The organism is Corynebacterium sp. CMW7794, assembly GCF_001563605.1.
GTDB classification, from domain to species: Bacteria; Actinomycetota; Actinomycetes; order Mycobacteriales; family Mycobacteriaceae; genus Corynebacterium; species Corynebacterium phoceense.
The window spans coordinates 1-11,389 of the sequence record NZ_KQ961725.1 but is presented as its reverse complement, the minus strand read 5'-3'; the positions used below and the strand labels follow the sequence as shown (position 1 = coordinate 11,389).

10 protein-coding genes and 1 pseudogene are annotated in these 11,389 nt (G+C 59.7%); 1 reads left to right on the top strand and 10 read right to left on the bottom strand.

Annotated features, from left to right (window positions below):
* Positions 1-275: 275 nt before the first annotated feature.
* The 6 genes from HMPREF3227_RS04165 to HMPREF3227_RS04140 form a co-directional block, all read right to left on the bottom strand.
* Positions 276-2,036, bottom strand: coding sequence for a hypothetical protein (locus HMPREF3227_RS04165; protein WP_231732316.1), 1,761 nt, complete (start codon positions 2,034-2,036; stop codon positions 276-278).
* Positions 2,036-2,833, bottom strand: a complete 798-nt coding sequence (locus tag HMPREF3227_RS04160) for a hypothetical protein (RefSeq protein ID WP_231725120.1) — start codon at positions 2,831-2,833, stop codon at positions 2,036-2,038. Before HMPREF3227_RS04160 ends, HMPREF3227_RS04165 begins: the two co-directional genes overlap by 1 nt.
* 1,530 nt (positions 2,834-4,363) lie before the next feature.
* Positions 4,364-5,803: an ABC-2 family transporter permease gene (locus tag HMPREF3227_RS04155; RefSeq protein ID WP_066510513.1), complete on the bottom strand. Its 1,440-nt coding sequence runs from the start codon at positions 5,801-5,803 to the stop codon at positions 4,364-4,366.
* Positions 5,800-6,504 carry an ATP-binding cassette domain-containing protein gene (locus HMPREF3227_RS04150; RefSeq protein WP_066510511.1) on the bottom strand — a complete coding sequence of 235 codons (705 nt, stop codon included), beginning with the start codon at positions 6,502-6,504 and terminating at the stop codon, positions 5,800-5,802. The genes HMPREF3227_RS04155 and HMPREF3227_RS04150 overlap by 4 nt, the downstream gene beginning before the upstream one ends.
* A 75-nt stretch (positions 6,505-6,579) precedes the next feature.
* On the bottom strand, positions 6,580-7,242 hold the full coding sequence (locus HMPREF3227_RS04145; protein ID WP_066492843.1) for a response regulator: 663 nt from the start codon (positions 7,240-7,242) through the stop codon (positions 6,580-6,582).
* Positions 7,239-8,411, bottom strand: a complete 1,173-nt coding sequence (locus tag HMPREF3227_RS04140; RefSeq protein ID WP_066492842.1) for a sensor histidine kinase — start codon at positions 8,409-8,411, stop codon at positions 7,239-7,241. Before HMPREF3227_RS04140 ends, HMPREF3227_RS04145 begins: the two co-directional genes overlap by 4 nt.
* 50 nt (positions 8,412-8,461) lie before the next feature.
* Here HMPREF3227_RS04140 and HMPREF3227_RS13840 point away from each other — a divergent pair, with 50 nt between their 5' ends.
* Complete coding sequence (locus HMPREF3227_RS13840; RefSeq protein WP_255356883.1) at positions 8,462-8,584, top strand: hypothetical protein; 123 nt, start codon at positions 8,462-8,464, stop codon at positions 8,582-8,584.
* An 18-nt stretch (positions 8,585-8,602) separates the two neighbouring features.
* On the opposite strand, the pseudogene HMPREF3227_RS13675 reads toward HMPREF3227_RS13840, so the two are convergent.
* The 4 genes and pseudogenes from HMPREF3227_RS13675 to HMPREF3227_RS13240 all read right to left on the bottom strand — a co-directional run.
* Positions 8,603-8,647, bottom strand: a pseudogene (locus HMPREF3227_RS13675) (hypothetical protein); the annotation flags it as partial.
* Positions 8,648-9,002: 355 nt separating this feature from the next.
* On the bottom strand, positions 9,003-9,602 hold the full coding sequence (locus tag HMPREF3227_RS13245) for a hypothetical protein (protein WP_156435935.1): 600 nt from the start codon (positions 9,600-9,602) through the stop codon (positions 9,003-9,005).
* On the bottom strand, positions 9,569-10,711 hold the full coding sequence (locus HMPREF3227_RS04130; protein WP_066492837.1) for a hypothetical protein: 1,143 nt from the start codon (positions 10,709-10,711) through the stop codon (positions 9,569-9,571). Before HMPREF3227_RS04130 ends, HMPREF3227_RS13245 begins: the two co-directional genes overlap by 34 nt.
* A 128-nt stretch (positions 10,712-10,839) precedes the next feature.
* On the bottom strand, positions 10,840-10,995 hold the full coding sequence (locus HMPREF3227_RS13240; RefSeq protein WP_156435934.1) for a hypothetical protein: 156 nt from the start codon (positions 10,993-10,995) through the stop codon (positions 10,840-10,842).
* Positions 10,996-11,389 lie beyond the last annotated feature (394 nt).

The following is an 11,389-nucleotide window of genomic DNA, read 5'->3' as shown; positions in this document are numbered from 1 at the left end:
TCCGGTGGTGCAGTTTGTTCAACTGCTCACTGTGTGATGTTCACGATGGCAGCTCAGCATGGCTTTTCAAAAAGCGTATCCCGTACTGTGGATATGAATTCTCCCGAGAATTAACTACACCCACACCCCACCCTTGTTGGCACAAATACAGCCTTAAAATCACCGTCTCACCGGTCGGCGACAGCGTATAACACAAAGAGGTGACATGAAAAATGCCCACCCAGAAAAGTCCAGGTGAGCATTAGAACATACGTTTAAGATTATTTCCCAGACAATTAAGTCCTGGGCGGCACCTTGGCCAGGTCTCGGCCAGTGTCCTCACGGACCATGCGGAGTCGTCGTGTCATCGAGTCCTGACCTGCGGTTTTCCGCTCAAATTGCTCTTGAATTGCCAGGTTCGTCGAGGCCACCCACAGCGCGAGTGTGATGTAGAGCATCGGCTCACGCCGAACACCACGCTTGAACGATTCCATGCCAGTAACGTGCGGGGATTTCATAATTGAAAAACGTTGCTCGGTAATAGCACGGGCTGCCTCATAATAGGTTGCGTGCTCCCAGGAGCCAGGAACAAGCCCCCACTGGGCACGTTTCCACTGTTCAGAGGTAAACGTGTGGGTAATGCTGGATTTGGAGCAGCATTTATAGTGATCTGCACTCCAGCTAGGTGAAATCTCCGGGGCATCCTCGGATGCGAGCGTCATCGACGCCGGTTTAAGCGGACATCGCACTCGCCCCTGCACGGCAGGGCAGACCAAATCGATTTTCACCGGCTTCTCTGAATTGTCTTCCTGCATACGAGGGCGGCCACGGCCTTGACGCGCCCGATAAGGCCTCGAATTAGTCCCCATGATCAGCGGGAATAACGCTTCGAGTCGAGCATCGTGGCGCTCAAAATCATCGTCCTCTCCAAGCAGCTCCATCGTGCGTCGAACTATTTTGCCGTCACCTGCGATCCCACGCGCAGCAGGACAATAAAACTCACCAGCGATTTGCAGTGGTCCACTGGCAGGCTCGTCCCCTGCAGCGCTGTCAGATGCGAAAACCGTACGCCAGGACTTGGGATAGCGAACCACCGGAGCATAGCCTGCGGCAAGAAGCGCGTCGTTAAAGTGCTGTTTGACGTTGTAGCCCATGTCGACGGTCAGCAATGGCAAACGGCCACGCTTAATGCTCTGGTCAAACCCATTTTCTTGATGAAAACGAATAGCACGCGCCAAACCCTGCACCGAACCTGATCTGGGTTTATCGATTGAAATCCCTGTAATCACCGGCGCAACCGAGTACACCGCTTTCGGTGGTCCGACGCGGCATACCGCAGTAATACCGACCGCCACACCTCCCTTGGTACTACGCCGGGTACCCAGCTCGGCGTGCAGGGAGTGATCCTCGCGATCGCGGATATAGTATGCACCCGAGTACGCGGCTCCGCGGCGTTTCGTATCGCGGCTGCCTAACCCCATCGATTGGCCTGCCAAGTCGATGATGGTCTCGTCGGCGATGATATCGCCGCGATATCCTTTGGGAGCTTGCTCATGGATTGAGCCTGCCACCAAGGCGTTGACAACTTGGTGGAGCCTTTCAGATGCAACCTCGGAGGCTTGTTCTTGCTCCGGAGAGCGCGCGGCCATCATTCGACGATGATCCCCATTTTTCACACGACGCGCAGGAGCGTCCGGCAGTGAATCAAGTGGTTCAAGCCGCCGTGTTAGCCACATGGCAAAAGCACGATAGGTCCCCTCGCCACAGGAAAGATCTAAGCCAAGCCGCTCCTGTTGGGCAGGGTCTAGAGTCCATAGGGTGCGCCAAATCTCCGCCATCGAGGGCACACGCCGAATACCAATCAAAGCCAAACCCACAGTAAGCACACCCAGCATCGAATACTGTGGCCCGGTGGATTTGCGTCCGCCCACGCCACGGTCCTGGTGAAAATAGAAATCAATCATTTGGTGAGCACCGGATTTTTCAATCACAGCCGCGCAGCTGTCCACATAGTCCGGCGAGATCATCACCCTCTGCTCCTGCACCGCAACTGTCATTAGAGGTCCTCCCCTTTACAGTGCAGCAAAGCTCTTGCCTCATCCTCCGGCGAAAACTTCGGCAGATCCGCTTCCAAATCGTGCAGCACCCGCAGATCAGCAATGCCTGCCATTTTCATCAGCATTGCAGCCGGGACCCCCGGGTCGGAGGCCAGTTTTACCACCCAACGGTTTCGCAGCGCCGCCGCATTAAATCCAGGAAACCCCTGCTCAACGAGCTCTTCCGCCACATGACAGATGGCGTTTCGAGGCATGGTTTCCCCCACGATAGGAAACACGTAACCCTGGCCGACCTCGCGTGCCCGAGTCAAAAGGCGATGACCTCGAACTGGGCATACGACCGGGACCACACGAGAGACAACACCCTTTTTCCTCACAGCAATCTGGACCACCGTGCGCTCTGGCAGCTCAAGAGGGGAAATGTCGCTTCCTCGCAGGTGACGGATCTCCTGAGACGACAGCCCCGCGCCCGTAGTCAGATCTAAGATCGTCAGCAGTTGCGCGCGCAGCATCGGTCGGAGGTTCGGAGCAATCGCATACAGCTCGGTCTCCAGTGAGAGCCGCGCAGCCGGGACAGCCTTGCGGCGCGGTCCTCGTTGACGATGTGGTTCAGGAAATTCGTGAGGATACAGCGTCCGGCCTGCCGCATAGAGGATTGTCCGGTATGTGCGCTGTGACCTGCGAGAAAAGACGTCATCCCGGAAAAGCCATTTATCCACCGCAGGGCGCGTCAGCGCTCGCTCTTCGTCAACACTGTTGAACAAAAGCGCCTCATCGTAGAGGTATCGCGCCACCACGCGGGTCGCCTTGGCATCAGCGACCTCGTCGATAGCTCGGGTGTGCGCTTGGACAAGCGCTGCACGGTCAATGGCGTCACTCCGCAGTGGTCCCGCTGGACGCTGGATTCCGAGCTCCTTTAGTCTCAGATAACGATCTGTATCAGGCAGCGTGCGTCGAGTAAGTCGCCGCACCCTCGACGGCGATGCCTGACCAATCACCGACACAGCAGGAATACCCTCGTGCCTTGATTTCTCTACAGCTGCGGGTGCCGCTGCAAGGGCCGTGAATCTACCCACGCGCGCTCACCACCCTCAGGCTTGAGGCGTTGGATCGAGTGGCACTGTTGCTAAATATTTTGAGGCATGACAAGATAGACGCATCTCCATTCATGTAACTTGCAGTGAATTGATTGGATTCTTTCGCCCAACGTTTTGCAGAACGTCGGCGACCACAGGGCGCGATCTTGCAGGATCGGGCCCTGATTGTGTTTCGGATTTGTCCGATAATTGCTATTAGGTCGTCATCCCCCTTTGGCCCCATGCGGAACTTCCGTTTCACGGTCGAGCACATCAAGCTCTCGCAGCCAACGCGTCATAATTCGCGACATTGAACAGCCGATCTCTGCCGACTCAGAAGCCAGTCGTTGGACAATTGGTGCAGGGAGCATCAGCTCAACACGAACGCATTCGTTCGCGGAGACTACGCGTGTTTTCCTCCGGCCAAAATGAGGAGGCGGGATTTCCATGAAACGAACTCCTTCTACACCATCTGAATAACGATCTGCCGATCATTTTCCGGTTTCCCGGCAACGGCAATCGCTTGCCGCACACGTTCACGATGGTTGATCCCGTTACGGGGTGGTTAGTCCCAGGGTCGCTTCACGTAAAAGCCAGTAAGTACAAGGACTCCAAGCTGACTAAACCTTGAAAGTCACTATGCATACTACCGGATGGAACCGGCGCTCGCATAAAAAATCAGGAAAAAATCACAATGAAGTGTTTTCCCAGATAGTGCAATAATAAATCCGCAGATTTGCGGTGCAATATGCACCAAAATTCTTGAAACAGCAGCTTCAATGACTAGTAAATACAGCTACGAGCCAGACATCGAAAATCGATCTGCAACAATTAACGATCCCAACTGATGTTGAAAATCTCGCCTACATTCGTCGACCTCTGTCCGGATAAGGCCTTCGCTCTGCACAAGAAAGGCGCCAATTTTGCTCACCCCACAAATCGTTCTCCCGTGCGTTGCACACAGAGGTGGTGTCTCACACGATAGATAGGAACTAAACCCAGGACGCTTCAAACCCAATCGTTGGCATCAATCTTCACCACCAACGACTCACAACAGGTTGACAAATACCGAAATCGTGAATTCTTGCCCTTCCGTTCATACCCTAGAGCGCCGCCCCCGGGATCGGATCCACATGCTCGTTAGTGAATGCGTGTTAGTCGAGAAGAGCCGCACCACTCCTCGGCAGTTAATCGACTGACTAGCATTTACTAACGAGCATTTGTTATATCGCGCCGAAGGCTTCGCCCAGCTCACCCGACGCGCCGGCCGAGCGCCCGCTCCGCCCGCCAGTGCAGGAGAACCGCCAGCACTCCCCCAAGAGCCAGCGCCGTGCCCAGGCGCCCCGCCCCCTCCGCCGTCTCGGGCCAGGAGGGCAGCGCGACGATCCACAGTGGAGTCTGCGCCAGGACATCCCCGCCGAGGGTGACGGAGAAGATTGCCAGGACCACCACCGTTGCGACGGCGGCCGCGGCCCCGGTGCGCAGCAGCACCAGAAACGACAGGAGGAGGACCACGTAGCCCACGAGGGCGGCGACGAGGAACCGGCGCGCTTCGTCGACAAGCGTGCCTCCTGCGGCGAGTCCGAACAAGCTGGCGGCGAAGCACACGGCGAGGGCGCACAGCAAGCACCACAGCAGCAAGACCCGCGCGCTGCGCGCATACTCCACGCGCATCACGGCCCACGCCCCCTCCACCTGAGGCCACACCAGCACCGGCAGCAGCCCCGCGCCAAGCGGCAGGACCACGAAGGAAAACAAGCCGTGCACGTACGAGGCCGGGTAGATCAGACAGGTCAGGCCCATCGCCACCACCGACAATGCCACGCATCCTGCCAGGGCCGGGGTGAGCCCCGCGCTGGTCATCGCCCGCAACGGGCGCGGCCGCCCCGACCCGCGGCGGGCGACGGCGGGCGCGGGGACAGCGGCGGAAACGGCGCTTTTCGCTTCTCGACGCCCCCGCCCCCGCCCCGTCCATCCGGGGGTGAACACCGCGGCCGCCGCACCGACCGCCGCCAGCGCAATACATAGCCCGAGCGCCAGCCAGGGCTTTTCGGCGGCCAGAGGCGACCCCGGCTCGAGGGGCACCGCGTTCTGGTGCACCCCCAGCACCGGCAGCACCAGCCGGACGGGCCAGGACATGGGCCACACCCACCAGTGCTCGCCCTCCGCGAAGGGCTTCAGCGTCCCCACGATCTGCCACACGAAGAACACCGCGACGGCCACGATGAGGTTGCTCACCCGCGCCAGCGCGGCCCCCAGTCCGGCGAGGCCGATCGCCCCGGCGAAGGCCAGCGCCCCGAGCAGCAGGATTGTCCCGCTCCCGGGTCGGGACACGGTAAGCAGCCACGTGCCGCCGAAGTTGAGCACATGGAACACGGCCAGGCTGAGCAGCACGACCGCCAGGCGCGCGGCACGCTGGCGACGCATACTCACCGGCTGCCACTGCGTCCCCCCGCAACGGGCCTTCTTTTCCCGCGCCTCGGCCACAGCTCCGAAAAGCGCGGCCAGCGGCGCAGCCATCCCTGTGAGGTAGATGGCCTGCCACATCAGCACGCCCACGGCATCTTCGCGCGGGTCGGTCACGCTGGCGAGGGCGTAGGTGACCAGGACGAGGGGCACCGCCAGCAGCGGCAGCCACTGCAACGCCGACCCGCGCGCCCGGAGCAGCTCCGCAGAAAGGTACCGGCTCATGCTTCCTCCCCCGCGGCAGTGAGGCGGAAGAACTCGGTCTCCAGGTCGCCGGTAGGGGCCAGCTCACCCAGCGGCCCGGAGTAGCGCACGTCGCCTCCCGCCAGGATGGTGGCGTCGTCGGCGAGGTGCACCACCTCGCCGAGCTGGTGCGAGCTGACAAGCACGGTACTTCCCCGGCGTGCCCAGTCCCGCAGCAGGCCGCGCAGCTCGGTGATGCCCTGGGGGTCGAGCCCGTTCTGCGGTTCGTCCAGCACCAGGATCTCCGGGTCTCCCAGGATGGCTTGAGCGAGGGCCAGGCGCGCTTTCATTCCCGTCGAGAAGCTGCGGGTCTTCTTCGTGCCGGCGTCCGTCAGCCCGACCACGGCGAGTGCGCGGTCCGCTTCGGCGTCCGGCAGTCCAAGCAGGCGCGTGTGCACCAGCAGGTTCCGACGCGCCGAAAGGTGGGCGTAGTAGGCCGGGCCGTTGACGGAGGCGCCGATGTGGCGCAGCGACGCCCGGGTGCGGGGTTTGTCTCCGACGAGCACCTGGCCCGCGTCCTCGGGGATGAGGCCGAGGAGGATCGAGATGAGGGTGGATTTGCCCGCGCCGTTGCGGCCGAGCAGGGCGTGGACGCGGCCCTGCGCCACATCGAAGCTGACCGAGTCGAGAACGCGCTGGGCGCCAAAGCTCTTGGATACTCCGCGGAAGGAAATGCTGTTCATACCTGGGAGTCTTCCACGCGACGGACGCCGGCGGATCCGCCCCGGAGACGAAATCCCACGCCGCGGACTCCTCCCCTAGGAGGAGGCGCCTGCTCGCTGCGCAATGAGCACGAGCGCGACCCGGTCCCGGGCATGCAGCTTGGCCAAAAGCGAGGAGATGTGCGTCTTCACCGTCGTCTCCGCGACGCACAGCTGCTGCGCGATCTCGGCGTTCGTGGCGCCTTCGGCAACGAGCAGCAGCACGTCCATCTCGCGCGGGGTGACCAGGCTCAGCCCCTGGCGTTGCTGCGGGGACAGCTCCCCACCCGAGCTCAGCGCCGCCCGGTAGGCGGCGAGGACGTGCCCGGTGACCCGGCTGGCCAGCACCGACTCTCCCCTGGCGACACTGCGCACGGCGGAGACGAGCACCTCAGGGTCGGCGTCCTTGAGCAGGAACCCGTGCACCCCGGCCGCGAGCGCAGCCTCGACGAGCTCGGGGTCGTCAAAGGTGGTCAGCATGATGACCCGCACATCGGGGTGCGCCGCCATGATCGCCTTCGCCGCGGCGATCCCGTCGATGACGGGCATGCGGATGTCCAGCACGGCTACGTCGACAATGTGGCGCCCGGCTGCCGCGATCGCCTCGGCGCCGTCGGCGGCCCGGGAGACAACCTTGATGCCGGGCGCCGCGTTGAGGATGGTGGAGAGGGCCTCGGCGAGCATGACCTGGTCGTCGGCAAGCAGGACGCGGGTGTTCATCTGTCACTCCTCAAGGGTAGTTCGGCGTGAACGCGGAATAACTCGGGCGTGCCCCCGGCGCTCAGCGTGCCGCCGAGGGAGCGGGCCCGCTCCTCCAGGCCGACCAGCCCGGCTCCCCCGCCCCGCGTCGCCTGCGGTGTTCCCCGGGACGTGATGTCCAGCACCAGGGCCTCGCCGGGCTCGAGCTCCACCACGACGCTACTGCCCGAACCCTGGTGGCGCAGCACGTTCGTCAGGGCCTCCGTCACGATCCGCGCCGCCGCCAGGCCCACCAGCGACGACACCTCGGGCAGCTCGCGCGGCAGCTTCTCCTCGACAGTCAACCCGGCGGCCCGGAAACCCTCCAGGATTCCTGGGATGTCCCAGAGGGTGCGTGAAGGCTGCAGGTCGGCGTCCCCCGCCCCGCGCAGCGCGCGCACGATACCGCGGACCTCGGCCAGAGCCCGGTCAGATGTCGAACGGATGGTCTCGAGCGCCTCTACCGCAGCCCGGGCATCGCCTCTCGACGCCACAATGCCCGCGCTGGCCTGCACTTTCATCAGGGTGAGAGAGTGCGCGAGGACGTCGTGAAGCTCGCGCGCGATGAGCAGCTTCTCCTCCTCCTGCGCCGCGTGCAGGCGACCCAGCTTTTCCGCCTCCTCCGCGCGCCGCCGCAGCATCGCCCCGTGCCCGCGCACGCCCGCGACGTACATCAGCGCGAGGAGCAGCCAGTGGATCGCCGCCAGGTACGTTGCATCGGCCGCGCCCACGTAGCGCAACTCCAGGTTGTCCAGCAGCCGCCACATCACGGGCGAGGCGAAGGTGCCCGCAAACATGACAGCCGTGATGAACCGCGGAACCCGCCGGTCCTCGCAGTAGCGCGACGTGGCATAGACCGCCATCGGGGCCGCCACGAGCCACGGCGAGATACCCGAGTTCAGCGGCAGCTCCAGAAACCACGTCCCCGCCCACGCGGCCAGGCACGCGGTGAACCCCGCCGCGCTGAGCACCGGGCGGGAGCGCCACACCCAGAAAAACGGCACAAAGCACCACGACACCACCGCTTGCAGCACCGCAACGCTTGTCGACGTCTCCCCCGGCCCCATGGAATACAGCACCGCCAGGATCGCAGCGAAGCCGGCGAGGACGCGGTCACCGGGCAGCGAGGCGCGCCACCAGTTCTTCAGCATGCCGGCAATCGTACGTGGCGCACCCCGCTGCGCTGGGTAGCGTGAAGGCCATGAGCCTCCGCCGCATCTCCGTTGTCCTCTTCCCCGACGTCGAGCTTCTTGATGTGGCCGGCTCCGTGGAACTCCTCGCTCGAGTCGAGGGACTCGACAATCGTGTGCAGATCCACCAGTGAGCGGGCGAGACGATCCATGCTCTTGACAATGAGCTGGTCGCCCTTTCGCAGATACCGCAGCACTTCCTCCAACTGGGGGCGGTGCCGGATCGAACCGCTGACCTTCTCCTTGTAAATCTGGGACGCCCCCGGCCGCAAGGAGCTGATCAAGTTGGCGGTCCAGATTCTGCTCCAAGGAGCTCACCCGGGCGTAACCGACTTTCTGCCCCAGAACCACGTCTTGATGTTCATTGATGTCTAGAGGCAGTGACGGTTCTGTTCTGTTAGACATAATCTAACCCTACCGAACAGGGAAAAGTTGTAATTCAAAAACGTTCACTTAGGGTGTACGCAAACAGACAGTTTTTGGGTTTACAGATTTGTACTTGAGCGAAGACGTGAGGGGCGGGATTCCTCCGAGGCGATGGCTGTATGCGGGTTAATCATCGCAAGATTCCAGACAGTAAGGTTGTTTTCCGCTGGCTCTTTTCTTCTGTTCGGCCCTTTGTGCTTCTTTCGCTTCAATATAATTGTTCCACGCGTAGACACCATTAACGTCACGAACCATCTGTAAAGACATCAACCCCAGCGTGATGACTCCAGCTATCGCGATTGAGCTGGAAGTGGTTGCGATTATTGAATAAATCGAGCGATCGAAAATCGAGCGATCGATCAGCAATGAATAAATTTGTTCTTTTACTGCAGGTGCGACCACAGCGAAGAGCATGAGCGAAAAAGCGAGTACAGATCCACGAAGCGCAATATTTACGGCTCGGTTTATTACCTCTACCCAGGGATCTTCAACTTGTAAATAGCGATGTTTTCTTCTAGTGATAGTGCTTCGCCAGGATGTTAAGACGCCAAACACTCCCAGCAATCCGGCCGAATATAGGCCGAGCGCGCTTGCGATTGTTCCGAAATCAGTAGCCCGGGCGCCGAGAAACATTAGAACCAAAAAGCTCAGAACGGCGATGATTACCGCAAGCGTTTTCCCGGAACGCGGAACTACTGGCTTTTCGGGAAGCTTGCTTCGGACCATGATTTTTCCTCGCTATCGACCCAGTCAACCATTTCGTTCACATCCGGAACATCGAGGGCTATCCCCGCAGGAATTATAAGTTTTTTTACCTTTGCTAGCGTGGTCTCGTAGTAGGGGTTGTTGGTTGGATTTCCCGTGTTCTCGAACTTGTAGTTGAAAAGGTCGGAGAATTTTCCGGGAACTAGGGTTACGTTCCCTTCATCGCTACGAACCTGTGCTTTCATGCTGTCGAAGTCTAGATTTGTTTTTTCTAAGTGGCCTTGGTCAAGATTAAGTGTCTCGAGAGACTGCTCAATAATCTTTTCCTCACCTTGATCTCCCGAAATCATTTCGATTATCTCTCGCATCGTTCGTTGTTCTTTCACCTTAATTACTAGTTCCTTCTCTATTTTTCTGTTTGAGCTGTCCGTTTGGGTGAAAACAGTGTCCATCGAACTAATGCTGTCGATAATTTCTTGAAGCTGGTCGGGATCGGCGACACGTTTAGCTTCAACTCTTAGAGCTCTAGGCACCCTGCCTCTGGCCTCCGTTTTTGTAATCTCCTTGCCGTCTTCATCCTTAATGGTTTTTGTTTCGTCGATGTCCTGCAAGCGTTCATTGCGCTGCTTTTGCGATAAATGGTTTATCCAAGAGATCAATAGGCTTATGGGGTCGCGTCGCCCGATCGTCTCTGCCACGATCATTCCCTTGGCTCCGGATCGTGGGAAAAATATGTCGACCCGACGAGGAGCTTCAGTGGAATGTTCCCTTACGGAGTAGTCATCTTCGTTGTCGGATATTCCTACCGCTAGGTCGTGAAGTCCGACATCTCCGAGCGCGATATTGGCGTGAATCGCACTGAGTTCAGAGGAGTAGGTGACCCCTCTGACTCTGAGTGTTGTTTTAGTGTTCTGGTACCCGTCGCTCTCATCCAGGATGAGATCATCCGTTTGGGTCGAAACACTCGAAGAGCGCTGAGGCTTGGCTACTCTAGTTTCTCTGGACACAAGGTTTACAGCCTCGAGAAGAAGGGCACGGTGCTCTTCGATGTCTTGATGCAAGGCGTCTTTGCGTTGGCTCCTGGATTCAAATAGTTCAAATGTGTAAACGCGATATCCCCACGAAGTCACTGCAACTCCTTTCAGGTCGAAGCTCAAGGGTTTTCGATTGTGGTGCTTATCTGGAATTAGCCTACGGAACGGCTGTGAAGTTCTTCCACCTTGAGGTCCTCTAGGAACTTTTCGTCCTGGTCTACTTCCTAATTCAGATCTGCAGAGTAGTTGCGGTTGACTCGGAGTTCTGGGGTGACGGTCCAAATCGACACGCCAGGAGAGTTCTCGTAGAGAGCGACGGCGTCGCGCCTGAACTCTGCAGAATAGGCCTTGCTGGCAGCACCCACTACGACGGCTCCCACGGTAAAAAATGGCGAGCTTGTCATAGTGATTGGCCAGGCCGTGCCACTGCCTGGCCAGGACAAACGCCCGCCCGGCAACATTGCGGCCCCTGTAGGCGTGGGGAAGATCCCGCCACGAGATTCTGGCGTGGTAGCGGTAGATGACGCCTTCGACGACCAACCGACTATTGCGAAACAGTCGGCTTCATCGGCCATCGCTGCTGGGGAAGGAGCCCTTCGGGAAGGCCGAGGTTGCTGGTGAAGTTAGAGAGAGGTTGATGGCCCCCTCGCTGAGTCAACAAGGTCGTGTCCTGAGTCATAGGTTTCGATCATACAATCCCTGACACAAACGAATCCCCGTGACCAGGGTTTACTCTGAAAGGTGCTGTTGCAAAGTTGGGGCAGTAGGAAGAGC

Excerpts from the sequence above, each read along its gene's own strand:
- HMPREF3227_RS04165 (WP_231732316.1), bottom strand. The coding sequence starts at position 2,036 with ATGACAGTTGCGGTGCAGGAGCAGAGGGTGATGATCTCGCCGGACTAT.
- HMPREF3227_RS04155 (WP_066510513.1), bottom strand. The coding sequence starts at position 5,803 with ATGAGCCGGTACCTTTCTGCGGAGCTGCTCCGGGCGCGCGGGTCGGCG.
- HMPREF3227_RS04150 (WP_066510511.1), bottom strand. The coding sequence starts at position 6,504 with ATGAACAGCATTTCCTTCCGCGGAGTATCCAAGAGCTTTGGCGCCCAG.
- HMPREF3227_RS04145 (WP_066492843.1), bottom strand. The coding sequence starts at position 7,242 with ATGAACACCCGCGTCCTGCTTGCCGACGACCAGGTCATGCTCGCCGAG.
- HMPREF3227_RS04140 (WP_066492842.1), bottom strand. The coding sequence starts at position 8,411 with ATGCTGAAGAACTGGTGGCGCGCCTCGCTGCCCGGTGACCGCGTCCTC.
- HMPREF3227_RS13840 (WP_255356883.1), top strand. The coding sequence starts at position 8,462 with ATGAGCCTCCGCCGCATCTCCGTTGTCCTCTTCCCCGACGTCGAGCTT.
- HMPREF3227_RS13245 (WP_156435935.1), bottom strand. The coding sequence starts at position 9,602 with ATGGTCCGAAGCAAGCTTCCCGAAAAGCCAGTAGTTCCGCGTTCCGGG.